The sequence below is a fragment of the Nonomuraea sp. NPDC003560 genome, from assembly GCF_042878785.1.
In the GTDB taxonomy this organism is placed as follows: Bacteria; Actinomycetota; Actinomycetes; order Streptosporangiales; family Streptosporangiaceae; genus Nonomuraea.
On sequence record NZ_JBIAOF010000001.1, the window covers coordinates 523,921 to 547,839 of the forward strand.

General features: G+C 72.1%; 29 protein-coding genes. 14 read left to right on the forward strand and 15 right to left on the reverse strand.

Features of this window, described 5'->3' with window-relative positions; genetic code table 11:
- Positions 1 to 12 precede the first annotated feature (12 nt).
- Together ACFYUV_RS02490 and ACFYUV_RS02495 are read right to left on the reverse strand one after the other, a co-directional pair.
- A complete protein-coding gene (locus tag ACFYUV_RS02490; protein ID WP_352363783.1) occupies positions 13 to 1,149 on the reverse strand; it encodes an ATP-dependent DNA ligase in 1,137 nt (378 codons plus the stop codon).
- A complete protein-coding gene (locus ACFYUV_RS02495; RefSeq protein WP_387664095.1) occupies positions 1,146 to 1,868 on the reverse strand; it encodes a pyrimidine reductase family protein in 723 nt (240 codons plus the stop codon). Before ACFYUV_RS02495 ends, ACFYUV_RS02490 begins: the two co-directional genes overlap by 4 nt.
- A gap of 132 nt (positions 1,869 to 2,000) precedes the next feature.
- On the opposite strand from ACFYUV_RS02495, the gene ACFYUV_RS02500 reads away from it, so the two are divergent.
- Positions 2,001 to 2,402, forward strand: coding sequence for a hypothetical protein (locus ACFYUV_RS02500; RefSeq protein ID WP_387664097.1), 402 nt, complete (start codon positions 2,001 to 2,003; stop codon positions 2,400 to 2,402).
- A 28-nt stretch (positions 2,403 to 2,430) separates the two neighbouring features.
- On the opposite strand, the gene glgX is transcribed toward ACFYUV_RS02500, so the two are convergent.
- Together glgX and ACFYUV_RS02510 are read right to left on the reverse strand one after the other, a co-directional pair.
- Positions 2,431 to 4,560 carry a glycogen debranching protein GlgX gene (gene glgX / locus ACFYUV_RS02505; protein ID WP_387664099.1) on the reverse strand — a complete coding sequence of 710 codons (2,130 nt, stop codon included), beginning with the start codon at positions 4,558 to 4,560 and terminating at the stop codon, positions 2,431 to 2,433.
- Between the two features lie 33 nt (positions 4,561 to 4,593).
- Positions 4,594 to 5,019, reverse strand: a complete 426-nt coding sequence (locus ACFYUV_RS02510) for an OsmC family protein (protein ID WP_387664101.1) — start codon at positions 5,017 to 5,019, stop codon at positions 4,594 to 4,596.
- Positions 5,020 to 5,177: 158 nt separating this feature from the next.
- Between ACFYUV_RS02510 and ACFYUV_RS02515 the strand changes: the two genes are divergently transcribed.
- The 3 genes from ACFYUV_RS02515 (at position 5,178) to ACFYUV_RS02525 (ending at position 7,563) form a co-directional block, all read left to right on the forward strand.
- Positions 5,178 to 5,729: a sigma-70 family RNA polymerase sigma factor gene (locus ACFYUV_RS02515; RefSeq protein ID WP_358284805.1), complete on the forward strand. Its 552-nt coding sequence runs from the start codon at positions 5,178 to 5,180 to the stop codon at positions 5,727 to 5,729.
- Entirely contained in the window at positions 5,729 to 6,619 is an 891-nt protein-coding gene (locus ACFYUV_RS02520) for a maleylpyruvate isomerase family mycothiol-dependent enzyme (protein WP_387664104.1), read from the forward strand. Before ACFYUV_RS02515 ends, ACFYUV_RS02520 begins: the two co-directional genes overlap by 1 nt.
- 173 nt (positions 6,620 to 6,792) lie before the next feature.
- Entirely contained in the window at positions 6,793 to 7,563 is a 771-nt protein-coding gene (locus ACFYUV_RS02525) for a SigB/SigF/SigG family RNA polymerase sigma factor (protein ID WP_387664106.1), read from the forward strand.
- Positions 7,564 to 7,650: 87 nt separating this feature from the next.
- Here the strand turns inward: ACFYUV_RS02525 and ACFYUV_RS02530 are convergent, their stop codons facing one another.
- Positions 7,651 to 8,997 carry an ankyrin repeat domain-containing protein gene (locus ACFYUV_RS02530; protein WP_387664108.1) on the reverse strand — a complete coding sequence of 449 codons (1,347 nt, stop codon included), beginning with the start codon at positions 8,995 to 8,997 and terminating at the stop codon, positions 7,651 to 7,653.
- Positions 8,998 to 9,142: 145 nt separating this feature from the next.
- Between ACFYUV_RS02530 and ACFYUV_RS02535 the strand changes: the two genes are divergently transcribed.
- From ACFYUV_RS02535 to ACFYUV_RS02545, 3 genes are all read left to right on the forward strand, one after another.
- Complete coding sequence (locus tag ACFYUV_RS02535) at positions 9,143 to 9,895, forward strand: DUF1707 domain-containing protein (protein ID WP_387664110.1); 753 nt, start codon at positions 9,143 to 9,145, stop codon at positions 9,893 to 9,895.
- A gap of 71 nt (positions 9,896 to 9,966) precedes the next feature.
- Positions 9,967 to 10,467 carry a SigE family RNA polymerase sigma factor gene (locus ACFYUV_RS02540; protein ID WP_352363802.1) on the forward strand — a complete coding sequence of 167 codons (501 nt, stop codon included), beginning with the start codon at positions 9,967 to 9,969 and terminating at the stop codon, positions 10,465 to 10,467.
- A gap of 2 nt (positions 10,468 to 10,469) precedes the next feature.
- Complete coding sequence (locus tag ACFYUV_RS02545; RefSeq protein ID WP_387664112.1) at positions 10,470 to 11,168, forward strand: hypothetical protein; 699 nt, start codon at positions 10,470 to 10,472, stop codon at positions 11,166 to 11,168.
- A gap of 18 nt (positions 11,169 to 11,186) precedes the next feature.
- Here ACFYUV_RS02545 and ACFYUV_RS02550 read toward each other — a convergent pair whose 3' ends face one another.
- The 6 genes from ACFYUV_RS02550 to ACFYUV_RS02575 all read right to left on the reverse strand — a co-directional run bounded on the left by ACFYUV_RS02550 (position 11,187) and on the right by ACFYUV_RS02575 (position 14,869).
- Complete coding sequence (locus tag ACFYUV_RS02550; RefSeq protein ID WP_387664114.1) at positions 11,187 to 11,891, reverse strand: sirohydrochlorin chelatase; 705 nt, start codon at positions 11,889 to 11,891, stop codon at positions 11,187 to 11,189.
- A gap of 59 nt (positions 11,892 to 11,950) precedes the next feature.
- On the reverse strand, positions 11,951 to 12,679 hold the full coding sequence (locus tag ACFYUV_RS02555) for a phosphoadenylyl-sulfate reductase (RefSeq protein WP_352328173.1): 729 nt from the start codon (positions 12,677 to 12,679) through the stop codon (positions 11,951 to 11,953).
- Positions 12,676 to 12,819 (reverse strand): Insertion element protein, encoded by a 144-nt coding sequence (locus ACFYUV_RS02560; protein WP_103955276.1) that lies wholly within the window; start codon positions 12,817 to 12,819, stop codon positions 12,676 to 12,678. Before ACFYUV_RS02560 ends, ACFYUV_RS02555 begins: the two co-directional genes overlap by 4 nt.
- Entirely contained in the window at positions 12,816 to 14,489 is a 1,674-nt protein-coding gene (locus ACFYUV_RS02565) for a nitrite/sulfite reductase (protein WP_387664116.1), read from the reverse strand. The genes ACFYUV_RS02560 and ACFYUV_RS02565 overlap by 4 nt, the downstream gene beginning before the upstream one ends.
- A gap of 103 nt (positions 14,490 to 14,592) precedes the next feature.
- Positions 14,593 to 14,676: a putative leader peptide gene (locus ACFYUV_RS02570; protein WP_311132608.1), complete on the reverse strand. Its 84-nt coding sequence runs from the start codon at positions 14,674 to 14,676 to the stop codon at positions 14,593 to 14,595.
- Positions 14,677 to 14,743: 67 nt separating this feature from the next.
- Positions 14,744 to 14,869, reverse strand: a complete 126-nt coding sequence (locus ACFYUV_RS02575) for a hypothetical protein (RefSeq protein WP_352328175.1) — start codon at positions 14,867 to 14,869, stop codon at positions 14,744 to 14,746.
- Positions 14,870 to 14,924: 55 nt separating this feature from the next.
- Here ACFYUV_RS02575 and ACFYUV_RS02580 point away from each other — a divergent pair, with 55 nt between their 5' ends.
- The 4 genes from ACFYUV_RS02580 (at position 14,925) to glyA (ending at position 18,511) form a co-directional block, all read left to right on the forward strand.
- A complete protein-coding gene (locus ACFYUV_RS02580; protein WP_387665287.1) occupies positions 14,925 to 15,689 on the forward strand; it encodes a TIGR03084 family metal-binding protein in 765 nt (254 codons plus the stop codon).
- A gap of 54 nt (positions 15,690 to 15,743) precedes the next feature.
- Entirely contained in the window at positions 15,744 to 16,118 is a 375-nt protein-coding gene (locus ACFYUV_RS02585) for a YccF domain-containing protein (RefSeq protein ID WP_352328176.1), read from the forward strand.
- A gap of 58 nt (positions 16,119 to 16,176) precedes the next feature.
- Positions 16,177 to 17,109 (forward strand): YihY/virulence factor BrkB family protein, encoded by a 933-nt coding sequence (locus ACFYUV_RS02590; protein ID WP_358284824.1) that lies wholly within the window; start codon positions 16,177 to 16,179, stop codon positions 17,107 to 17,109.
- Between the two features lie 148 nt (positions 17,110 to 17,257).
- Positions 17,258 to 18,511, forward strand: coding sequence for a serine hydroxymethyltransferase (gene glyA, locus ACFYUV_RS02595; RefSeq protein ID WP_352328178.1), 1,254 nt, complete (start codon positions 17,258 to 17,260; stop codon positions 18,509 to 18,511).
- A 55-nt stretch (positions 18,512 to 18,566) separates the two neighbouring features.
- Here the strand turns inward: glyA and ACFYUV_RS02600 are convergent, their stop codons facing one another.
- A complete protein-coding gene (locus ACFYUV_RS02600; protein ID WP_387664119.1) occupies positions 18,567 to 19,565 on the reverse strand; it encodes a zinc-dependent alcohol dehydrogenase family protein in 999 nt (332 codons plus the stop codon).
- Between the two features lie 87 nt (positions 19,566 to 19,652).
- Between ACFYUV_RS02600 and ACFYUV_RS02605 the strand changes: the two genes are divergently transcribed.
- Complete coding sequence (locus tag ACFYUV_RS02605; protein ID WP_387664121.1) at positions 19,653 to 19,976, forward strand: ArsR/SmtB family transcription factor; 324 nt, start codon at positions 19,653 to 19,655, stop codon at positions 19,974 to 19,976.
- Between the two features lie 54 nt (positions 19,977 to 20,030).
- Here ACFYUV_RS02605 and ACFYUV_RS02610 read toward each other — a convergent pair whose 3' ends face one another.
- Positions 20,031 to 20,750, reverse strand: coding sequence for an anti-sigma factor family protein (locus ACFYUV_RS02610; RefSeq protein WP_387664123.1), 720 nt, complete (start codon positions 20,748 to 20,750; stop codon positions 20,031 to 20,033).
- Complete coding sequence (locus ACFYUV_RS02615) at positions 20,747 to 21,235, reverse strand: sigma-70 family RNA polymerase sigma factor (protein ID WP_352327191.1); 489 nt, start codon at positions 21,233 to 21,235, stop codon at positions 20,747 to 20,749. Before ACFYUV_RS02615 ends, ACFYUV_RS02610 begins: the two co-directional genes overlap by 4 nt.
- A 343-nt stretch (positions 21,236 to 21,578) precedes the next feature.
- Here ACFYUV_RS02615 and rsgA point away from each other — a divergent pair, with 343 nt between their 5' ends.
- Together rsgA and ACFYUV_RS02625 are read left to right on the forward strand one after the other, a co-directional pair.
- On the forward strand, positions 21,579 to 22,676 hold the full coding sequence (rsgA, locus tag ACFYUV_RS02620) for a ribosome small subunit-dependent GTPase A (protein WP_387664125.1): 1,098 nt from the start codon (positions 21,579 to 21,581) through the stop codon (positions 22,674 to 22,676).
- Positions 22,677 to 22,761: 85 nt separating this feature from the next.
- Positions 22,762 to 23,388 (forward strand): phosphoribosyltransferase, encoded by a 627-nt coding sequence (locus tag ACFYUV_RS02625; RefSeq protein ID WP_387664127.1) that lies wholly within the window; start codon positions 22,762 to 22,764, stop codon positions 23,386 to 23,388.
- 32 nt (positions 23,389 to 23,420) lie between these two features.
- On the opposite strand, the gene ACFYUV_RS02630 is transcribed toward ACFYUV_RS02625, so the two are convergent.
- Positions 23,421 to 23,894 (reverse strand): ATP-binding protein, encoded by a 474-nt coding sequence (locus ACFYUV_RS02630; RefSeq protein ID WP_387664129.1) that lies wholly within the window; start codon positions 23,892 to 23,894, stop codon positions 23,421 to 23,423.
- Positions 23,895 to 23,919: the final 25 nt, after the last annotated feature.

Below are 23,919 nucleotides of genomic sequence, written 5' to 3' on the forward strand. Positions count from 1 at the left end.
CCGCTTTGCCCCCTAACGGGCGAGGATGTCGTCGAGGTCGTAGCTGACCGGCCGTTCCAGCTGCTCGTACGTGCACGACTCGGGCGTGCGGTCGGGCCGCCACCGCCGGAAGTGCGCCGTGTGCCGGAACCGGTCGCCCTCCATCTGGTCGTAGGCCACCTCGATCACCAGCTCGGGCCGGAGCGGGATGAACGACAGGTCCTTCTTGGCGTTCCACCGCGACACCGCGCCCGGCACCCGCTGTCCGCCGGTCGCGGGCCCCGCCGCCGGCTGCCCGGCGTTGGCCGTGGCCTGCTCGGCCCAGTGGCCCCACGGGTGCTCGCTCAGCTCCGCCAGGTACGGCTTGAGCTCCTCCACCAGCTCGGCCCGGCGCGCCATGGGGAACGAGGCCGCCACGCCCACGTGATGCAGCCGGCCGTCGTCGCCGTAGAGGCCGAGCAGCAGGGAGCCGACGATGGGCCCGGTCTTGTGCTCGCGGTAGCCGCAGATCACCACGTCGGCCGTGCGCTCGTGCTTGACCTTGAACATCGTGCGCTTGTCGGGCACGTACGGCTGGTCGCCCGGCTTGACGATGATGCCGTCGAGGCCGGCTCCCTCGAAGGCGTCGAACCATTCGCGCGCCTGCTCGTCGGCGGTGGTGACCGGCGTCAGCCGGACGGACCCGCCCTGGTGCGGGAACAGCTCCTCCAGCCGCCGCCGCCGCTCGGAGAAGGGTTCCTCCATCAGCGACTCGTCGCCCACGGCCAGCAGGTCGAAGGCGATGAACTGGGCCGGCGTCTGCTCCGAGAGCAGCTTGACCCGCGAGGCGGCCGGATGGATGCGCTGCTGGAGGGCGTCGAAGTCGAGCTGCGCCCCCCGGGGCAGCACGATCTCGCCGTCGATCACCACCTTGCCGGGCAGCTCGGCCTTGACCGCCTCGACCAGCTCGGGGAAGTAGCGGGTGAACGGACGCTCGTTGCGGCTGCCGAGGTAGACCTCGTCGCCGTCCCTGAACACGATGCAGCGGAAGCCGTCCCACTTGGGCTCGTAGAACAGGGTGCCGTCCTGCTTGGGCATGGCCTTGACCGGCTTGGCCAGCATCGGCGGCACGGGCGGCCGGACCGGGAGGTTGGGCACCGGCTCCGGCTCTTCGACGGGCTGCTCGGTCATGGGCTCTGCTCCCTCGTGTATCTGCAGAAGAGGACCCCCTCCTCTTCCAGGACCTGGCGGAGGTCAAGCGGGACCTGCGCGGCCACGCCGTTCAGTATGCGGGCCGCGCCGCCCGCGACCAGCATGGGACTCACCGACAGGCACAACTCGTCGATGAGGTCGTCGGCGGACAGCTGCGCGTTGATGCGCGGGCCGCCCTCGCACAGGACGCGGGTCAGGCCGCGCTCGTGCAGCTCGCGCACGGCCAGCCGCATGTCGACGCCGTCGTCGCCGGCGATGATCAGGTCGGACCGCCGGCCGGCCAGCTTGCGGCGCTCGGCGGGCGCGGACTCGCAGGTGATCACGATCGTCGGGTTGGTCGCGTCGGTGAACAGCTCGCCGTCGAGGTCGAGGTCGAGGCTGCGGGTGATCACCGCGATCGGCGGCACGTCGGGACGCCCGGCCCGGATCGACGCCCAGGAGGCGCGCGGCTTGACCGGGCCGTAGCCCTCGGTGCGGACGGTCGCCGCCCCCGCGACGATCACGTCGGACAACCCGCGCAGGACGGCGAAGATGCGCTTGTCGCCCCTGCTCGACAGCCCGCCCGAGCGCCCCTGCAGCCACGCCGCGCCGTCGGCGCTGGACACCATGTTGAGCCGCAGCCAGGGCCGCCCCTCGGGGTAGGCGTACGCCTCGGGGATGTCCGGATTGTCTTGAAAGTCGGGATAGATGCGCCGCACTCCTCTACCTTGGCACACCCCACCGACAAACCGTCCCCAGGGGTTTTGCGGCTGACAGCACTTTTGAGTAACTGAAGGACGAAAGGCCCGGAGACTGCATACGGTGGCGGCAGAGCCTCGCCGGGAGGGGACATGGGCCTGCTCACCGCCGTCACATGGACGATCGCCGCACTGATCGGGGTCTACCTGCTCTACCGCTGGCTCTCGGCCGGCGGCCTGCGCCGCCAGGAGGCCAAGGTCACCCGCTTCCCGGTGACGCTGCTGCTGTCCCATCCGGCGCTCGCGGCCGCGTCGCTGGCCTGCTGGGTGGCCTACCTGCTGACCGGCCGCGCCCCGCTGGCCTGGCTCGCCCTCTGCGGGCTCACCGTGGCCGCGCTGCTGGGCTTCACGATGTTCACCCGCTGGCTCGGCGGCGGACGCCACCAGCGCCGGGTCACCGGCTTCCCGGTGCTCGCCGTGGTCCTGCACGGCGTGGCCGGGGTGACCACGTTCGCGCTGCTCCTCGTCACGGCCGGCATCGCCCGCGTCTTCTGACGGCCCGCCGGCGACATCGGCCCGGCGGCTAGGGCGTCTGCGGCGCCCTGGGCAGCCGCAGGACCTGGAAGGACCGGCCGGTCACCGCCACCAGGTCGCCCGCCCGCCACCGCTCGTCGCCGAACGCCTCCTCCACCACGTCGTGACAGGTGTCGAGCACCGGCAGCCACTCGGCCCCGAACTCCGGCCCCGGCAGCGTGAACGACAGGTTCTCGTGGTGGGCGTTGATGAGCAGGAGGAAGGAGTCGTCCACGATCCGCTCGCCGCGCGGGCCGGGCTCGGTGATGGCCTCGCCGTTGAGGTAGACCATCAGCGACTTGGCGTAGCCGGTGTGCCAGTCGCCGGCCGTCATCTCCTTGCCGCCCGGGGTCAGCCAGACCAGGTCGCGCTTGCCGTTGTCGGGGTGGCGGCCGTGGAAGAAGCGGCGGCGCTGGAAGACCGGGTGCTCGCGGCGCAGCTTCGACAACGTCTTGACGAACTCCAGCAGGTCGGACTCGGCGTGCAGCATCGACCAGTCGATCCAGGCCAACTCGTTGTCCTGGCAGTAGGCGTTGTTGTTGCCCCGCTGGGTGCGGCCGATCTCGTCGCCGTGGGAGAGCATCGGCACGCCCTGCGACAGGAACAGCGTGGTCAGGAAGTTGCGGCGCTGGCGGCGGCGGAGGGCGACGATGTGCGGGTCCTCCACCGGGCCCTCGGCGCCGCAGTTCCAGGACCGGTTGTCGTTGGTGCCGTCGCGGTTCTCCTCGGCGTTGGCCTCGTTGTGCTTGTGGTCGTAGGAGACCAGGTCGGTCAGGGTGAAGCCGTCGTGGCAGGTGACGAAGTTGATCGAGGCCACCGGGCGGCGGCCGGAGGACTCGTACAGGTCGGCCGAGCCGGTCAGGCGGGAGGCGAACTCGGGGAGCGCGGAGTTGGTGCCCCGCCAGAAGTCGCGCACGATGTCGCGGTACTTGCCGTTCCACTCGGTCCAGAGCGGCGGGAAGTTGCCGACCTGGTAGCCGCCCGGCCCGACGTCCCAGGGTTCGGCGATCAGCTTCACCTGCGAGATCACCGGGTCCTGCTGGATGAGGTCGAAGAACGCGCTCAGCCGGTCGACGTCGTGCAGCTCCCTGGCCAGGGCCGAGGCCAGGTCGAAGCGGAAGCCGTCGACGTGCATCTCCAGCACCCAGTAGCGCAGCGAGTCCATGATGAGCTGCAGCGCGTGCGGCGAGCGCACGTTGAGCGAGTTGCCGCACCCGGTGTAGTCGAGGTAGTAACGCCGGTCGCCGTCGTGCAGTCGGTAGTAGTTGACGTTGTCGATGCCCCGGAAGCCCAGCGTGGGGCCCATGTGGTCGCCCTCGGCGGTGTGGTTGTAGACCACGTCGAGGATGACCTCGATGCCCGCCTCGTGCAGCGCCCGCACCATCGCCTTGAACTCCAGCACCTGCTGGCCGCGGGTGCCCGAGCCGGAGTAGCGGCCGTGCGGGGCCAGGTAGGCCATCGTGTTGTAGCCCCAGTAGTTGGTCAGCCCCCGGGCCACCAGGAAGTGCTCGGGCACGTAGTGGTGCACCGGCATGAGCTCGACCGCCGTCACCCCGATGGACAGCAGGTGCTCGATGATCGCCGGGTGCCCGACCCCGGCGTACGTGCCGCGCAGGTCCTCCGGCACGCCCGGGTGGCGCATGGTGAGTCCCCGCACGTGCGCCTCGTAGATCACCGTCTCGTGGTACGGGATGCGCGGCGGCCGGTCGTTGCCCCACTCGAAGAACGGATTGATCACCACGTTCTTCGGCATGTACGGGGCGCTGTCCTCCCTGTTGCGCACCGACGGATCGGTGAAGTAGTAGGGGAACAGCGCCTCGTTCCAGGTCAGCTCACCGTCGATGGCCTTGGCGTAGGGGTCGAGCAGCAGCTTGGAGGGATCGCAGCGACGCCCCTGCGACGGCTCGTACGGCCCGTGGACGCGGTAGCCGTACCGCTGGCCCGGCTGGATCCCCGGCAGGTAGCCGTGCCAGACGAAGCCGTCGACCTCCGGGAGCGGCACCCGCTCCTCGCTGTCGTCGTCGTGAAAAAGGCACAGCTCGACCCGCTCGGCGACCTCGGAGAACACGGCAAAGCTGGTGCCGACGCCGTCCCAGGTGCCGCCGAGTGGATAGGGTTCGCCCGGCCAGACCTCGCGCATGTGACCCAATTGTCGCACGCGAATGCGTTCCTGTTAGAGGAGTTCGGCTTTCAGGGTGATCGTGGTGCCCGCCAACGCCTTGCTGACCGGGCAGTTCGCCTTGGCGGTCGCGGCGGCCTCCTGGAACTGCTCGGCCGAGACGCCCGGAACGTGCCCCTGCACGGTGAGCACGATGCCCGTGATGCCCTCGCCCGGCTGGAACGTCACGTCCGCGCTCGTGCGCAGCGACTCCGGCGGCGTGCCGGCGCCGGCCAGGGCGTGCGACAGGGCCATGGAGAAGCAGGAGGAGTGGGCGGCGGCGATGAGCTCCTCGGGGGAGGTGCGGCCGCCGGGAGCCTCGGCCCTGGAGGGCCAGGAGACCTCGAACGTGCCCACGCCCGAGCTGTCGAGCGAGACGGTGCCCGAGCCGTCGAGCAGGGCGCCCTTCCATTGCGTGGTGGCGGTGCGGGTGGTGGCCATGGCGGGTGATCCCTCCGGTCGTCGTCCGTTCGACACTATCGCGGGGCCGCGGAGCGGGTGGCGGGGGGCGTTCGCCTCAACATTTCCGGCGAATGGTGACATGCTCGGGTCGCGGCGCGCCCGCCCGCCTTGGTCCGGACCACGGGAGTGTGGTGCCAGTGGAGGCACCGTACGACGACCGCCTGCTGCACCAGCGGGTGGTCGGCGGCGACGAGTCGGCGCTGGGGGAGGTCTACGATCGGCTGTCCGCACTGATCTTCGGGCTCTCCTTACGGGTCACCAGGGACCGCGTGATCGCCGAGGACATCACGCAGGAGGTGTTCCTGGTGTTCTGGGAGCGCCCGCTGGCCTACGACCCCGGACGCGGCCCGCTGCGCGCCTGGCTGGCCACGATCGCCCACCGCCGCGCGGTCGACCACGTACGCGCCGAGGAGCGCCGCCGGGTCTCCGCGCTCGGACCGAGGCTGTTCGAGCGCGAGCCCGCCAGGCTGGAGGAGGCCGTGCTGGCCGCCGAGGAGGCCGAGCGCGTGCGGCAGGCGGTGACGTCGTTGCCCGAGGGGCTGCGCCGGCCGGTGGAGCTGGCCTACTTCGGCGGCCGGACGTACCGGCAGGTGAGCGAGGAGCTGGGCGTGCCCGAGGGCACGGCCAAGTCGCGCATCCGGCTGGCGCTGCGGCGCCTGGCCGACGCGCTGGCGGAGGAAGAAGCGTGATGGATCCTGTCGAGCGCCTGTATCTGGACACGTTGATGGAGGATCCGGCGGTGCCGGTCCGTTCCCTGCGCCCGCAGCTCCTGGCCGGGGCCAGGGCCCGCCGCCGCCCCGCGGCGCCGACCGCCGGCTGGGCGCTGCCGTACGCCGGTCGCGTCGCCGCCATGGACGCGCTGCTGGCCGCGGCCGCGGACGACGACTGGGCGCGCGTCATCGTCGAGGGCTGGACGCTCCAGGAGCTCGTGGCCCACCTGGCCGCCAAGGACGGCCTGCTGGCCGCCTCCGTCGGCGCGCCCGTGCTCGGCCCGCCGCTGGCCGCCCGGGACGCGGCCGGCCGCACGGCGGACGTGCAGGCGTACGAGCGGGCCCGCAGCCCGGAGCAGACCAGGCGAGACTGGCGGGCCCAGGCCGACGCCCTCTGCCGCCACCTGGGCGGCCTCGACCCGGCCACCCCGGCCACGGTGGACGGCATGGAGACGGTCGTGCGCGACCACGTCCTGGCCAGGAGCCTGGAGACGTGGGTGCATGCCGCCGACGCCGCCACGGCGGCCGGGGTGCGCCTGCCCGACCCGGTGCCCGAGCACATCCGCCCCACGGCCGACCTGTGCGCCCGCCTGCTGCCCTGGACGATGCTCCTGTCCGGCCTGGACGGCTCCGGCCGCACCCTGCGCCTCACCCTCACCGGCGCGGGCGGCGGCGACTGGCGCATCCCGCTCGGCGTCACCGACACCGCCCCGGGCACGCCGGACGCCCACCTGACCGCGGACGTGGTCGCGTTCTGCTTCCTGCTGGGCGGCAGGGGCGAGCCGGACGCCTTCCCCGCCGAGCTCAGGGGCGACCTCGCGCTGGCCCGCGACGTCCTGACCTCGGCTCCCGCCCTCTCGGGACCGTGAGCTGGTAAGCTGTGATCGATCTGTGACCTAATATAGGGTGATAAATCGGGATCCATAGGGAATCCTTTGATCCGAAGTCCAGCAGAGGGCTTCACTCACGTAGAAACGTGGCGTGCCTCTGCCTGGGCTTTTTCCATGGACGGGGCCGCCTTCGGGCATATGGAGCTACTCAGATGGCCGTCCTGGATATCGCACTCGACGAAATGACCGCCGAACAGCTTCTGGCTGAGATGAACAGGCCGGAAGCCTCGGACGAGCACAAGGCCCGCATCCGTGAGCGCGTCGTCACCATGTACGACTCCCTCGTCACCGAGGTCACCCGTCGCTACCGCCACCAGCGCGAGCCGATGGAGGACCTGCGCCAGGCCGCGTACGTCGGCCTGATGAAGGCCATCAACGGCTTCGACCCCGAGCTCGGCCACGAGTTCCGCGGGTACGCCATGATCACGATGGTCGGCGAGGTCAAGCGGCACTTCCGCGACCGCACCTGGGCCGTCAAGGTGCCGCGCGTCTACCAGGAGCGCCGGCTGGAGCTCAACAAGGCCACGGCCGACCTCACCCAGACGCTCGGCCACTCGCCCACCGTCGCCGAGCTCGCCGCGCACATGAACATCACCGAGGAGGACGTCCTGCTCACCCTGGACGCCTCCACCGCCTACAGCGCCCTGTCGCTGGACGCCCCCGTCGGCGGCGACAACGACGGCGCCGACCTCGGCGACTTCCTGCCCTCGCAGGACGAGTCGCTGGACACGCTGCTCGGCAAGTACTCCGTCAAGCCGCTCATCGACGCCCTGCCGTCGCGGGAGCGCAACATCCTGCTGATGCGCTTCTACGGCAACATGACCCAGTCGGAGATCGCCGCCGAGTTCGGCATCTCGCAGATGCACGTCTCCCGCATCCTGCGCGCCGTGCTCAACCAGCTCCGCACCGCCCTGTCGGACTGACCGGGTGGGCGGGCGGCCCCTGCTCCAGGGCCAGAACCCAGGCCCCCGGCGGCCCCGCCCAGCGGGCGGCCGCCGGGGGCGACAGGGTCACTCCCCGCCGATCCCCGTGACGAGGTCTCGGGCGTAGTCGTCGTCGCTCTCCTCCAGCACCCGCCTGACGCCCCGCTCGGCCCGCTCGTCGCCGCGCGCCGCGAGCCCCCGCGCCGCCTCGGCCACCGTGCGCAGGTCGGCGTCGGCCAGCCGGTCGGCCAGCGCCTCCCGGATGCGGGGCGTGTCCGCCGACAGCCCGGCCAGCCCGGCCGTGGCCCAGTCGCGGATCTCGGCCTCCTCGTCCCGGGACATCTCGATGAGCAGCGACAGGCCCTCCTCGTGGTCGGCGGGCAGGACGTCGGCCAGCGCGATGGCGTCCGTCATCGTGCGCTTGTGGCCCGGCCGGCCGATGATGTCGAGCACGGCGGGCAGCGCGCGCGGGTCGCCCTGGTGGCCCAGCGCGGCCAGCACCGAGCGCAGCACCTGCGGGTTGCCCTCGGTGGTCACCATCTTCTGCAGCAGCGCCAGCGTGCGGTCGAGGTAGGGCTTCTCGCCGTCGGCGAACCCGAACTGGGCGATCGCGTCGACCCCGAACTCCCGCTCGCGCGCGTCCTCGCTCACGCACAGCCGGGACAGGGCCTCGTAGGTCTCGTCGTCGGCCCGCCGGCCGAGCGAGTCGGCCACGATCCACCAGGTCTCGGCGTCCTCGTCGACGTCGCGGTGGGCGACGGCCCTGGCGACGAGCTGATCGACCGGCGTGTGGACGCCCGCCGCGTCCTCCAGGACGGTCGCCACGGCGGCGTGGCCCCGCTGGGCCTGCACCTGCTCGGTCTGCGAGCCGTCGGGGGAGCGGCCGGCCACGGTGACCAGCTCGGTGCCGTCCTTGGCGTACTGGCGGCCGACGACGTACTCCCAGCCCTCCTGGGCGATCTGGTCGAGCAGCGCGGACTCCAGGTGCACGCCCACCCAGTCGGTCGCGATGTCGAGCGGGCTGTCGCCGTCGCCGTCGAACTTCTCGTGGTCGGCGCCCGCCTCCAGCAGCGTCTGGACCACGCCCAGCGCCCCGCGCCTGGCCGCCAGCGTGAGCGGCGTGTCGCCGTCGTCGTTGGCCGCGTCGACCTCGGCCCCGGCCTCGATCAGCACGCCCGCGGTCGCGGCGTGGCCGTTGGCGGCGGCCCAGAGCAGCGCCGTCCAGCCGCCGGCCTCGCGGCCGTTGACGTCGGCCCCGGCCGCCAGCAGCGCCTCGGCGACCTCGACGCGGTCCCAGGCGGCGGCCGCGCAGAGCGGCAGCCCGGCCTCCTCGCCCTCGCTGGCCTTGTTGGGGTCGGCGCCGCCGGTGAGCAGCTTGCCCACGGTCTCGGTCTCGCCGTTCAACGCCGCGCGATAGAGCTGTTCCTCATGCATGACAGGACCCTAGCGTCTTCGCAGCCCTCGGTCGCCGGAGCACGCTGAGGGCCGGTCTGGAGGCCCCGGAACCCATCCAAGGGTGTACGGATGTTCCTCCCTGGGGAGGAGCCCCAACCGGCCCAAGACGCGATATGTTGCGTCTATGACAGATCCGGGTGAGGTGCGCGCGTCGGACGCCGAGCGCGAGGCCGTCGTGGAACAGCTCCGTGTCGCCTCGGTCGAGGGCCGGCTCACGCTCGCCGAGCTGACCGACCGCACCGAGGCCGCCTACACCGCGACCACGCACGCCGAGCTCGCCCTGCTCACCCAGGACCTGCCCGTGGGCGGGGGGCCCGCGCCCACGCCCGCCCCGGCCCGCGAGGGCGGCAAGCGGCGCTGGTTCGTCGGCATCATGGGCGACACCAAGCGGCGCGGCACCTGGCGCATCGACCAGGAGCTCGGCGCGGTCGCCGTCATGGGCGACGTGCTGCTCGACCTGCGCGAGGCCGAGGTGCGCACGGACGTGGTCGACGTCACGGCGGTGTCCGTGATGGGCGACGTCAAGATCATCGTGCCCGACGGCGTGAACGTCGACCTCGACGGCGTCGCCGTGATGGGCGACAAGAAGGTCGACGTGCTGGAGGCGGCCCCCGGCATGAACGTGCCGGTGATCCGGGTGCGCGCCTACGCCGTGATGGGCGACGTCAAGGTGCTCGGCGACTCCCGCGCCCAGCCGGTCAAGCGCGGCCTGGCCGCCTGGCGGGAGCACTGGCGGGCGCTGCACGGCGACGACTGGCGCGAGGTCGGCCGCCAGATGCGCGACGACGCCCGCGAGGTCGGCCGGCAGATCCGCGACGAGCACCGCGCCCTGGAGCGCGAGCGCCGCGACCGCCGCCGCGACTACAGGGGTTACTGAGGCCGTGCAACGCGGGCGGGGGTCTTCGGCGTAGTGATCGGTGAACATCACCGGACAGTGAGGACCCCTCGATGCGGGATCGTGCCGACTTCGAGCGATACGTCGAGCAGCGCTCGGCCCGCCTGCTCAGGACGGCGTACCTGCTGTGCCGCGACTGGGCGACGGCCGAAGACCTGACGCAGACCGCGCTGGCCAGGGCCTGGCTGGCCTGGCGGCGGGTCGGCGCGAACCCCGACCCGTACGTCTACCGCATCCTGACCAACACGCACGCCTCCTGGTGGCGGCGGCGCTGGCGGGGCGAGGTGGCCACGGGCGAGCTCCCGGACCGCCCCCAGGAAGCGGACGACACGGCCGGGCTCGGCACCCGGGACGCGCTCAGGGCCGCCCTGGCCGCGCTCCCGGCCAAGCAGCGGGCCGTGGTCGTGCTGCGGTACTTCGAGGACCTGCCCGACGAGGCCATCGCCGAGATCGTGGGCTGTTCGGTGTCCACCGTACGCAGCCAGGCCAGCCGTGCGCTGGCCAAGCTGCGGCTCGACCCCGCGGCCAGGGCCGCGGCGGAGACGGGGAGCTGACGATGACGGAACAGCGCCTGCATGACCTGCGCGACCTGCTCGAACACGACACCGCCGACGCGCCCCCTGGCGGGGTGCGGCTGGCCGACGTGGACGCCCGCGTCCGCCGCATCCGGCGGCGCCGGGGCCGGGCGGCGGCCTCGGTGGCGGCGGCGGCCCTGACGGTCACGGCCGTCACGGTGCTCACCGTGGACGCCCGGCCCGTTCCCGTGTCCGCCCCCGCCGCCGGGGACGTGTGGGCCGGCGCCCTGGCCCAGCCCGCGCCGACGCGCGCCCAGCCCCGGCCGCCGCTCTTCCACGGCTACACCCAGGGCGGCAGGCGGGAGACGTTCACCTTCGAGTCGAAGGCCGGGAAGGTGTCCTTCGCCCTCACCTGCCCGTCGGGCGGCTACGGGCTGGTCTGGCTCAACGGCGACCTGGTCGCCACCGGCGCGTGCGGGCCCACGGTCCGGCAGCCGCCCGGCTGGTTCGGCGACGCCACGGCCCACGACGGCGTGAACGAGCTGAGCGCCGCCGTGGTGAAGGCCGCGGACGCGGGCACCGGCACGATGACCGCCGAGCGCGCCGACGAACTGCTGGCCTGGACCGCCTCCTACCCCGCCGACTGGCGGCTGACGCTGGTGGACGCCCGCACCCGCGCGTGCCGGCCCGACGTGGTCAGCGTCGATCCGAGGACCGGCGCGATCACGGCCCGGTGCTGAGGGCCCGGTGCTGAGGGCTCAGCCGGCCACGGGCAGGCGCTCGCGCAGGGCCGACTCGTACCGCTCCAGCAGCACGTCCACCAGCTCGGGCGCCGGGCCGAGCACGTCGGCGCAGACGGCCGGGGCGGTGGCCCGGCGGATCCGGTCGGCGAAGAAGCCGGGAGCCAGCAGGTAGGGGGCGACGGCCACGCGCGGCGCGCCCGCCGCCCGCAGCCGCGCGACGGCCTCCCCGGGCGTCGGCCCGGCGGCCGAGGCGTAGGCCGCGGTCACCGTCCACCAGCCGGCGCGCCGCCAGGCGCGGGCCATGCCGGCGATCACCTCGTTGGCCCTGGCGTCGCTCGACCCGGCCGAGACCAGCACGACCGCCGTCTCCGGGTCGCCGGCCGGCACGCCCGCCTCCGCCAAACGCCGCTCCAGCGCCGGCAGCAGCAGCGGGTGCGGCCCGAGCGTCGTGCCGTAGCGGACCCGCAGGCGCGGATCGCGCGCGCGGGCCTCGTTGAGCGCGGCGGGCAGGTCGACCCGGCTGTGGTAGGCCTCGGTGAGCAGCAGCGGCAGCACCACGGCCTCGCTCAGCCCGTCGAGCGCCTGACCCAGCGTGGGCGCGCAGTGGTCGAGGTAGGCCACCCGCACCGGCAGGTCGGGACGCGCCAGGCGCACCCGGTCCAGCAGCGCGGCCACGGTGGCGGCGGCACGCGGGTCGCGCGACCCGTGCGCGACCGCCACCAGTGGCACGCGCCCGGGGGCCGGCCCGTCTGCCAACGGGACGCGGCCCCTGCCGGGGATCACAGGTGAATGCCGCATTCGACCTTCCCCAGCCCTGCCCAGCGGCCGCTGCGCGGGTCCTCGCCCTCGGCGACCTGGCGCGTGCACGGCGCGCAGCCGATCGAGGGGTAGTTGTCGTAGTGCAGGGGGTTGATCAGCACGCCGTTGTCGGCGATGTAGTTGTCGACGTCCTCCTGCGTCCAGGCGGCGATCGGGTTGACCTTCACCATCTGGCGCTTGGCGTCCCACTCGACGACCCTGGTGTCCGTACGGCTGGACGACTCGTCCCGGCGGATGCCGGAGATCCAGGCCAGGTACGGCTCCAGCGCCCGGTTGAGCGGCTCGACCTTGCGCAGGTAGCAGCACAGGTCGGGGTTGCGGCCGAACAGGCGCGGCCCGAGGTCGCGATCCTGCTCCTGGACCGTCCTGGACGGCTTGATGTCGATCACGTTGACGTCATAGACCTGCCGCACGGCGTCACGGGTGCCGATCGTCTCGGCGAAGTGGTAGCCGGTGTCGATGAACAGCACGTCCACGCCCGGTTTGACGCGGCTCACCAGGTCGATGAGCAAGGCGTCGCTCATGGAGGACGTCAGGCACAACCGGTCGCCGAACGTCGCCGCGGCCCACCGGATGATCTCCCGGGCCGGGGCGCCCTCAAGGAACGTGGCGGCGGACTCGACGATGTCCTGCAGGTCGAGGGTGCCACGCTGATCTCGCAGACCCACCTCGATGTCGACGAGCGTCATATCTTCACTCCGATTCCGAGAAACTTCAGCTTGAAGGCGCGGGCGCAGGCGCGGCAGTACCAGCCGCCGTCCCCCTCGTAGGGCTCCAGGTCCTCGTCACCGCAGTAGGGGCAGTGGAAGGGGACCGCTCGCGTGGTCATTTCAGGTCCGCCTCGTCCGCGCGCTGCACCCAGTCGGCGAAGGACTCGCCTTCCTTCTTCTGGGCGTCGTAGTTGCTCACCACGCGCTCGACGTAGTCGGGCAGGGCCTTGGCGGTGGTCTTCAGGCCGCGCACCTTGCGGCCGAAGCCGGAGTTCACGCCGAGCGAGCCGCCCAGGTGGATCTGGTAGCCCTCGACCTGGTCGCCGTTCTCGTCCACGACGAGCTGGCCCTTCAGGCCGATGTCGGCGACCTGGATGCGGGCGCAGGAGTTGGGGCAGCCGTTGACGTTGATGGTGAGCGGCTGCTCGAAGTCGGGCAGCCGCCGCTCCAGCTCGTCGATCAGGTTCGCGGCGGTGGCCTTGGTCTCGACGATGGCGAGCTTGCAGTACTCGATGCCGGTGCAGGCCATCGTCTGGCGGCGGAACGTGGAGGGGTTGACCTGGAGGTCGTTGGCCTCCAGCTCGGCGACGATGGACTCCACCCGGTCCGGCGCGACGTCGAGGACGACCATCTTCTGCTCGACGGTGGTGCGCACCCGGCCGGAGCCGTGCCGCTCGGCGATGTCGGCGATCACGTGGAGCTTGTCGCCGTCGAGACGGCCCACCTTGGGCGCGAAGCCCACGTAGAAGTTGCCGTCCTTCTGCGGGTGGACGCCCACGTGGTCGCGGCGGCTGCCGCGCGGCAGGGCGGGCGCCGGGCCGTCGGGCAGGCTCTCCTTGACGTACTCGGTCTCCAGCACCTCGCGGAACTTCTCCACGCCCCAGTCGTTGACCAGGAACTTCAGCCGGGCCCTGTGCCGCAGCCGCCGGTAGCCGTAGTCGCGGAAGATGCCGATCACGCCCGCGTACACGTCGTCGACGCGGTCGGGGCTGACGAAGACGCCGAGGCGCTTGGCCAGCATCGGGTTGGTGGACAGGCCGCCGCCGACCCACAGGTCGTAGCCCGCCTCGCCGTGCTCGTTGACGACGCCGACGAAGGCGACGTCGTTGATCTCGTGCACCGTGCAGTGGGCCGGGCAGCCGCTCAGCGCGCTCTTGAACTTGCGCGGCAGGTTGGAGTACTCGGGGTTGCCGATGAACTGCCGGTTGATCGAGTGGATGTCGTCGGTGGCGTCCAGCACCTCCTCGGCGTCGATGCCGGCCAGCGGGCAGCCCAGGATCACCCGCGGGGTGTCGCCGCACGCCTCGGTGGTGGACAGGCCGACGGCCTCCAGGCGCTCCCAGATGTCGGGCACCGACTCGATCTCGATCCAGTGGAGCTGGATGTTCTGCCGGTCGGTGAGGTCGGCCGTGCCGCGCGCGTACTCGTTGGCGATGTCGGCGATCGTGCGGAGCTGGCGCAGGTCGAGCTGGCCGCCGTCGATGCGCACGCGGAGCATGAAGTAGCGGTCGTCGAGCTCCTCCGGCTCCAGGACCGCGGTCTTGCCGCCGTCGATGCCGGGCTTGCGCTGGGTGTAGAGGCCGTACCAGCGCATCCGCCCGCGCAGGTCGGCGGGGTCGATCGAGTCGAAGCCGCGCTTGGCGTAGACGTCGATGATGCGCTGGCGGACGTTGAGCCCGTCGTCGTTCTTCTTGTTCTCTTCGTTCTTGTTCAGCGGTTCCCGGTAACCGAGGGCCCATTGGCCCTCGCCGCGCGGGCGCTTGTGATGCCGGCTGGCAGGGGTGCTCATTGCGCGTCCTTCGTTTTGTGGGCGCGCGCAGCGTTCCTCCTGCCTCGTCATCGAGTGCAGGGGTTCAGGTGAATGCGACGCGCTCTGCGGTAAAGAAGATGAGTTAGCGGGCGTCGCAACAGATGGCACTGCGGACACGCTGAAGGTCGACGTGGCGTCGACCGACGAGCATGGGGTCCGCTGGCATACCTTGAAGATACTCCGGAGATCCCGGATGTCCAAGATGGGGTCCAGAGTCTGGACTCCGCGGGCCCCTACCCTTGGCGCGGCCAGTCGAGCGGCGACTCCTGCGGCCGCTCCTCGCTCTGGTGCTGGCAGTCGCACCAGGAGCCGCCGCGGCAGTCGTCGTGACGCTTGTCCTTGCAGCTCTCGCAGATCACGTCTCGATTATTCTCCCAGAACGTTGTTCGGGTTAGGCTGGCGCGCGTGGACCTCATGGCCGGACTGCTGGCCGACCTCCGGGCCGAGAGCGATTCCCTGGAGGCGCTGCTGGCGCCGCTGCGCCCCGCCGACTGGGAGACGCCCACGCCCGCCGCGGGCTGGGCGGTGCGCGACCAGGTGAGCCACCTGGCCTGGTTCGACGACGCCGCCGTGGTGTCGGTCACGGACCCCGACGGTTTCCGTGCCCTGGCCGCGCGGGCCGGCTCGGTGGACGAGCTCGCCGAGGCCGCGCGCGGCCTGCCGCCGGGGGAGCTGCACGCCTGGTTCCGCGCGTCCCGCGCCCGGTCGCTGGAGGCGTTCGCGACGCTCGGCGCGCGCGTGCGGGTGCCGTGGTTCGGGCCGGCGATGTCGGGGGCGTCCTTCGTCACCGCGCGACTGATGGAGACCTGGGCCCACGGCCAGGACGTGGCCGACGCGCTCGGCGTCGCCCGGGAGTCCACCGAACGGCTGCGGCACGTGGCCCTGCTCGGCGTCCGCGCCCGGCCCTACAGCTTCGCCGCCCGCGGCCTGCCCGAGCCCGCCGGACCGGTACGCGTCGAGCTCACCACCCCCGGCGGCGACCTGTGGACCGCCGGCCCCGTGGACGCGCCCGCCGCCGTGCGCGGCCCGATGCTCGACTTCTGCCTGCTCGTCACCCAGCGCGTGCACCTGTCGGACACCGCCCTGGAGCCGGCCGGCGAGCCCGCCCGCGCCTGGCTGGAGATCGCCCAGGCGTTCGCCGGGCCGCCGGGGAGCGGGCGGCCGCCCAGGTCAGGGTAAGTTCAGGGTCGTACCGGATGACGTCGGCGGCACGGCCGGTGACATCCTGTGAGCATGCGGACCATTCTGAACGTCATCTGGCTCGTGTTCGCCGGCATCTGGCTGGCGATCGGCTACGCCGTGGCCGGGATCATCTGCTGCATCCTCATCGTCACCATCCCGTTCGGCATCGCCTCGTTCAGGATCGCCGCCTACGCTCTGTGGCCGTTCGGCCGTACGGTCGTGCGCGATCCCGACGCCGGCGTCTTCTCCCTCATCGGCAACGTCATCTGGTGCGTGGTCGCGGGCATCTGGCTGGCGATCGGGCACGTCATCACCTCGATCCCCCTGTTCATCTCCATCATCGGCATCCCCATGGGCATCGCCAACCTCAAGCTGATCCCCGTCTCCCTCCTCCCGCTGGGCGCGCGCATCGTGGACAACGACTAGGGCAGGAGCCGGGACGTAAGCTGTCCCGGAGAGTCACTGCGAAATACCGTTGGGTGCCATGACGTCCACCAATGCGCCTTCCCGGTCAAGGAGGCGGCTCGCCTCGAACGCCCGGGCCAGGCTGAACTGGGTGCTCGACACCAAGTCGTGGGCGATCGTGCGCGCGGCCACGAACGCCGGTGTCAACTACCGGGTCACCGGCCTGGCCGGCGAGGCCGCGTTCTTCGCGCTGCTGTCGCTGCCGCCGTTCGTGCTGGGCCTGATCGGCGTGCTGGGCAAGCTCGGCACCTGGCTCGGCGGCGGCGTCGTCACCGAGGTCAAGAGCTGGGTGATCGAGCAGGCCGGGCTGCTGTTCACCGACGACGCCGTCAAGAAGGTCATCAACCCGCTCATCACCGACGTGCTCAGGGACGACGCCAACAAGGTGTCCATCATCTCGCTGGGCTTCCTGCTGTCGCTGTGGTCGGGCTCGCGGGCGCTCTACGTCTACGTCGACCTCATCTCGGTCGCGTACGGGCTGGGGGAGGAGCGCGGCATCATCCGCACCCGGCTGATGTCGTTCGGCCTCTACGTCGTCGGCCTGATCATCGGCATCATCGTCATGCCGATCCTGGTCATCGGCCCCACCCTGCTCAAGGACGCCCTCCCCGGCGAGTACGGCATCCTCATCGACATCCTCTACTGGCCCGTCGTGATCAGCGGCTCGGTGCTGTTCCTGACCGTGCTCTACCACGTCAGCGTGCCGGTGCGGACGAAGTGGTACCGGGAGCTGCCCGGCGCGATCCTGGCCCTGTTCCTGTGGATCGTGTGCGCCGCCGTGCTGCGGGCGGTGCTGGCGGCCTGGTTCTCGCCGGTGTCGGTCTACGGCTCCCTGGCCGCCCCGATCGCGCTGCTGCTGTGGCTGTACATCACCGCCCTGGCCGTGCTCATCGGAGCCATCCTCAACGCCGAGGTCGACCGGCTCTGGCCGGGTGTGAGCCGGACCAAGTAGCGGGACGAGCGGCCGGTTGCGCATCCGCTATCGTCTAGGGCGACGCGACTGGCGCATTCGGTGGGATCGACCACCAGGGAGCGAATCAACCGGGAGCGGAGGCCGAGCGCCTGGGTCTTCGCCAATTGTCAATGATGACAGGGGAGTCATGAGTTCTCTTGCTAGCGCCGACCCGCAGCTCGCCGAGCTCATCAAGGCGGAGGAGCGCCGCCAGGCCGACACCGTCAAGCTGATCGCGTCCGAGAACTACGTGTCCAAGGCCGTGCTCGAAGCGACCGGCACGGTGCTGACCAACAAGTACTCCGAGGGCTACGCGGGCAAGCGTTACTACGAGGGCCAGCAGGTCATCGACCAGATCGAGACGCTGGCGATCGAGCGGGCCAAGGCCGTGTTCGGCGTCAACCACGCCAACGTCCAGCCGTACTCGGGCTCGCCCGCCAACCTGGCCGTCTACCTGGCCTTCCTGCAGCCCGGCGACACCGTGCTCGGCATGGGCCTGCCGTTCGGCGGCCACCTGACCCACGGCTGGTCGGTCTCGGCCACCGGCAAGTGGTTCAACCCGGTCCGTTACGGCGTGCGCCGCGACACCGGCCGCGTCGACCTCGACGAGGTCCGCGAGCTGGCCCTGGAGCACCGGCCGAAGCTGATCTTCTGCGGCGGCACCGCGATCCCGCGCACGATCGACTTCGAGGGCTTCGCCTCCATCGCCCGCGAGGTCGGCGCCGTGCTCGCGGCCGACATCGCGCACATCGCCGGCCTGGTCGCGGGCGGCGCCCACCCGTCGCCGGTGGGCCACGCCGACGTGATCTCCACGACCACCCACAAGACGCTGCGCGGCCCGCGCGGCGCCATGCTCATGGCCACCAGCGACGAGCACGCCACCGCGCTCAACAAGGCCGTCTTCCCCGGCCTCCAGGGCGGCCCCCACAACCACACCACCGCCGCCATCGCCGTCGCGCTGCACGAGGCCGCCCAGCCGTCCTTCCGCGACTACGCCCACCAGGTCGTCGCCAACGCCAAGGCGCTGGCCGAGGAGCTGTCCAGCCGGGGCTTCGACCTGGTCTCCGGCGGCACCGACAACCACCTGATCCTGCTCGACCTGACGCCCAAGGGCATCGGCGGCAAGCCCGCCGCCCAGGCGCTCGACCGGGCCGGTCTGGAGACCAACTACAACGCGGTGCCGTTCGACACCCGCAAGCCGTTCGACCCGTCGGGCATCCGCATCGGCACCCCGTCGGTCACCTCGCGCGGCATGGGCGAGGCCGAGATGCGGCAGATCGGCGCCTGGATGGACGAGGTCGTCACGGCCCTGGCCAAGGGCGACGCCGAGGACGTCATCACCCGCGTCCACCACGAGGTCAGCGAGCTGACCGCCCAGTTCCCGGCCCCCGGCCTGTCCTGATCCGGCGGCCCGCCCGTCCGGCCCGTCCCGCCCGTCGTGGCGGGCGGCCGGACGGTCAGTGCCGGACCGTCACCACGATCTTGCCGAACTGCGCGTTCGACTCCAGGTGCCGGTGGGCCCGCACGATCTCCTCCAGGTCGAACGTGCGGTCCACCACCGCCCGGAAGGCCCCCGAGCGCAGCCCCGACGCCACGAACGCCGCCGCCCGCCGCAGCCGCTCGGGCACCCGCGTCGTCTCGTGCATCGTGTACGTCCGCATGTTCAGCGCCGGCATGCCGAGGTCGATCCCCGGATAGGGCGTCGGCTCGCCGCTCAGCGCGCCGTACACCAGCAGCAGCCCCTCGGGGGCGACCACCCTGGCCAGGTCCGTCACGCCCGGCCCGGCCACGGCGTCGAAGACGAACTCCGCGCCGCGCCCGCCCGTGGCCGCCAGCACCCGCTCGGTCACGTCCTCCTCCCCGGTGACGATCACCTCGGCCGCGCCCTCCTTCAGCAGGGCCTCCTTCTTGGCCGCGGTGCGGGTGAGCGCGATCGGCGTGGCGCCCATGCGGTCGGCGACCCGGATGGCGGCCAGGCCCACGCTGCTGGAGGCGGCGTTCAGCACCACCGTGTCCCCGGGACGCATCCCGCCCACCTCCACCAGCGCGCCGTAGGCCGTCACGTACGGCATCCACACGGCCGCGCCCTCCACCGGGCCCACCCCCTCCGGACGGGGCAGCACCGCCGCCGCCGGCACGACCGCCCGCCCGGCGTACACGCCGTAGTCGTTCTGCGAGAACGCCGGGACCGTGCTCACCGGCTGCCCGGCCCGCAACCCGGTGACGCCCGCGCCCACCGCCTCGACCACCCCGGCGGCCTCGGTGCCCAGCCGGGCGGGGAAACTCCGTACGGGCTCGATGTAGTGGCCGCTGCGGAACAGCGCCTCGGCCCGGTTGAGGCCGATCGCGTCCACCCGGATGCGCACCTCGCCGGGCCCCGGCTCGCCGGCCGCCACGTCCGCCAGCTCCAGCACCTCGGGCCCGCCGAGCTCGTGGAACAGCACCGTCCTGGTCATCACATCGTCCTTCCGCGTCAGAGGCCGCCATTCAACCGCCGAAGTACGACTGCCGTCAAACTTCGATGAATGTCGTACTATGGACCCATGGACGCCGACCGCACCCCGGACCACCCCGACCTGCGCGAAGTCACCCTGCAACGGGTTCTCGAAGCCCTCGTCGACCCGGTCCGGCGCAGCATCGTCACCCAGCTCGCCAGCGCCTCCGGCGACATCAGCTGCGGCGGGTTCGACATCTCGGTGAGCAAGTCCACCGCCACCCACCACTTCCGGGTGCTGCGCGAGGCCGGCCTCATCCGGCAGCACTACGCCGGCACCTCCCGCCTGAACACCCTGCGCAGGGCCGAGTTCGACCAGGCGTTCCCCGGCCTGCTAGACGCCGTCGTCACCGCCGACCGCGCGTCCGCCTGAACGCGGTGAGGCCCTCCCGCCCGCGGCGGAAGGGCCTCGCGCGGGTCCGCGACCTCAGGTCCTGACGGTGAGCAGGGTCGTGCCCGTCCTGGTGACCACCTCGAAGCGGTCGATCTCCGCCAGCGGCGTCGCGCTGCCGCCGTGCATGTAGAGCGGGGCCGGCGAGCCCGGCACGCCGTAACCCGGCGCCGGCACCGACCATCCGGTCATCACCCGCCGCTCGCCCGACTTGCCCACCGACACCAGCTCGCACTCCAGCGGCCCCTTCACCCCCGACAGCTTGAGCGCGGCGTGCGTGCCCCAGCCCTTCGACTCCACCACCAGCCCGCCCGACACCCCGCCGACGCCCTTGCCCGCGATCGGCGTGCCGTCGGCGTAGAACTGCTCGGCCGGGCCCATGTGGTCGGCGCGTCCCGCCATCGCCTGCGGCGGGTCGCCGCCGCCGGTGAGCTGCGTGCCGACGGTCAGCCCGCCGGCCACCAGGGCGACCGCCGCGGCCATCCCGAGCAGGAACGTCCCCCTGCGGGCCCGCCGGTCGGCCGCCTTCTTGCGCAGGAGCAGGTCGACCACGCCGGCCTGCCCCTCACGAGGAGGGCCGGCGTCCTCCAGGGGGCCGATGCCGTGCAGCACGCTCGCGACCCCCGCCAGGTCCGACAGCTCGAAGCGGCAGGAGGGGCAGGTGCGCAGGTGGGACTCGAAGGCCAGCCGGTCGTCCTCCTCCAGCAGGCCGAGGGCGTAGGCGCCCACGTCGGTGTGCTCGACTTGCGAGGTCACGCCGTCACCCCCCGCTCCTCCAGCGCGACCCGCAGCGCGCGGACCGCGTAGTAGACCCGCGACTTCACGGTGCCCACCGGGATGCCGAGCGCGGCGGCGGCGTCGTTGACCGACCGGTCCCGCAGGATCGTCTCGTTCAGGATCTCGCGGTGCGCCGGTGACAACGCCTTCAGCGCCTCCGACACGACCACCTGGCGCAGCAGCCCCTCCAGCTCGTCCGGCACCGGCACGCTGTCCAGCGCCCCGTCGCCCGATTCCGGCGGGCGCGCCTCCCTGCGCCGCCGGTCGTCGATCACGATGCGTCTGGCCACCGTGGCGAGCCAGGGCATGAGCGAGACCGAGTCGGGGTCCAGCCGCTCCGCGCTGCGCCAGGCCCGGATCATCGTCTCCTGCACCACGTCTTCCGCCCACTGCCGGTCGCCCGCCGTCAGCCGTACCACGAAGGCCAGCAGCGGCCGGTGGTACTCCCGGTAGAGCGCGGACACGACCACCTCGTCGTCCGGTCGCACCCGCCGCATCAGATGGCGTAGGCGCGGCTTGCCCACCGGGGCCGTCCCCTCGGCCGAGGGCGGGGGATACGTGCTGATCCGCATCATTCCCCTTTCTCGCGTCCGTCGGGAGGGAGTACGCTCGGCCGCCCTGGCGGGGTTCAACGGATCGCCGAACATAATGCGATTGCATCTGCCGGGACAGGGTGGTTAGAGTCGCCTTCGTAACCGATCGAGGAGGTGAGGGCTATGCGGGTCGTTCTGTTCCGCCTGTCGTCCGTCTACCTCCGGGCCCTCGTCTGAGCTGCCCGTTTCCTTCTCGATCAAAGGTTTCACCGTCTTGTCTTATGACCTTTCCCTGCTCGGCTGGACCGATCTGCGTGCCGCCGAGCTCCCTGCTGACACCGTCCCGGCGCGGGTGGCCCGCGTCGACCGCGGCGCCGCCGAGGTGATCGCCGCCGACGGTCAGCACCACGTCCGCTACGGCGCCCGCGTGCGCCGTTCCTCCGCCGACGACCCGGTGGCCCTGCCGTGCGTCGGCGACTGGGTCGCGCTCAGACGGCTGCCCGAAGGCCGGTACGAGCTCGACCAGGTGCTCTCCAGGACCACCGCGTTCATCCGGGGCGGCGTGAGCCGCCACTCGACCGGCGGCCTGTCCGGCGACGGCCAGGGCCAGGTGCTCGCGGCCAACGTCGACGTCGTCTTCGTGGCCGAGCCGTCCATGCACTCGACCGACTTCGCCGACCTCGGCCGCATCGAGCGCCTGGTGGCGCTGGCCTGGGAGTCCGGCGGCACGCCCGTCGTGCTGGTGACCAAGTCCGACCTGTTCGAGGCGGGCCTCGACGAGCTGATGGCCGACGTGCGCGCCGCCGCGCCGGGCGTCGACGTGCACGCCGTCTCCTCGGTGCTGGGGGAGGGGGTCTCGCTGGCCGCCGGCTACCTGCACGGCTCCCGTACGGCGGTCGTGCTCGGGCCTTCCGGCGCGGGCAAGTCCACCCTGGTCAACGCGCTGGCCGAGACCGGCGTGATGGACACCCAGCAAGTGCGCGCGGCCGACGGGCGCGGGCGGCACACCACCGTCCACCGGGAGCTGATCCCGCTGCCCGGCGGCGGCCTGATCATCGACACCCCGGGCATCCGCCGGATCGGCCTCTACGACATCGGCGAGGGCGTCGACCTCGTCTTCGCCGACATCGAGCAGCTGGCCGAGCGGTGCCGCTTCGCCGACTGCGGGCACGTGAGCGAGCCGGGCTGCGCCGTCCTCGACGCCATGGAGAACGGCGAGCTGCCCGAACGCCGGCTGCAGAGTTGGCGAAAGCTGCAGCGCGAGGCCGCCTGGATGGCGTCCCGCACGGATGCGCGGCTGCGCAAGGAGCAGCAGAACAAGTGGAAGATCATCCACAAGGAGATGCGCCGCTCCAGCCGCTACCGCCCCTGACCGTCTTCGGCCGGTTTTCTCGCCTTCCTCCTGGCTGGTGCGGGAGGGAGGCGAGTAGAGCCGGTCGTGCGGGTATGCACAGGTCATGCAGGTGTTCGCGGATCGGGCCGAGGCCGGGGCGTTGCTGGCCGAGCGGCTGCCGGAGGTGCGCGACCCCGTCGTGCTGGCGTTGCCGCGCGGCGGGGTCGCCGTGGCCGTGCCGGTCGTCCGCCGGCTCGGCGGCGAGCTGGACGTGCTCGTCACCCGGAAGATCGGCTACCCGCCCGCTCCCGAGCTGGGCGTGGGGGCGATCGCCGAGGGCGGCGAGCCGGTGTTCGACCTGACGATGCTCGACCGGCTGGGCCTGACGCCCGAGGACCTGGCCGACGTGGTCGAGCGGGAGCGGCACGAGCTGGCCAGGCGGGTGCGGGTCTACCGGGGCGACCGGCCGCTGCCGCCGCTGGCCGGACGTGAGGTGATCGTCGTGGACGACGGCCTGGCCACGGGCGGGACGGCACGGGCCGCCCTGCGCGCGGTGGCCGCGGCCGGCCCCGCCAGGGTGACGCTGGCCGTGCCGGTCGGCGCCGCGGAGACCGTCGAGATGATGCGTGCGGAGGCCGACGAGGTGGTGGTGCTGCTGACCCCGGTCGACTTCAGGGCGGTCGGCCAGTGGTACGAGCACTTCGACCAGCTCACCGACGACGACGTGCTGGACCTCCTGGAGCGGCGGTGACCTTCACCGGACGTCGCCGCTCGTGCCGGTGTCTATGCGGACAGGACCGCCCAGACCAGCTTCCGCGAGCCGCCGGGGGCGAACCAGCCCCACGCGCTGCAGAGCGCGTCGACCAGCCGCAGCCCGCGCCCGAACTCGGCGAACACGTCGGCCGACGCCGCCACCGGGACGGTCTGGCTGTGGTCGGTCACCACGCAGGCCAGCTCGGGCCGGCGGAAGAGCAGCCGGAGCTGCACGGCTCCGCCGCCGTGCCGCATCGCGTTCGTGACCAGCTCGGAGACCACCAGTTGCACGTCGTAGGCGAGGTCGGCGGCGGCCCACGAGGTGAGCGTCTGGTCCACGAACCGCCGGGCCGTCGCCACGCAGGCCGGCTCGAACGCGGTGCGCTCGTGGAAGGGGAACACCGCGTCGCACTCTCCGGCGCGCCCGTCCACCAGAATGGTGGCGAGCCACCCTGGTGGCCCGGAACCGATGGCGGCTTGCGGCCGAGCGTCGAAAGTCGTCATTCTGGCCCCCGAAGCGCGGTCTGGT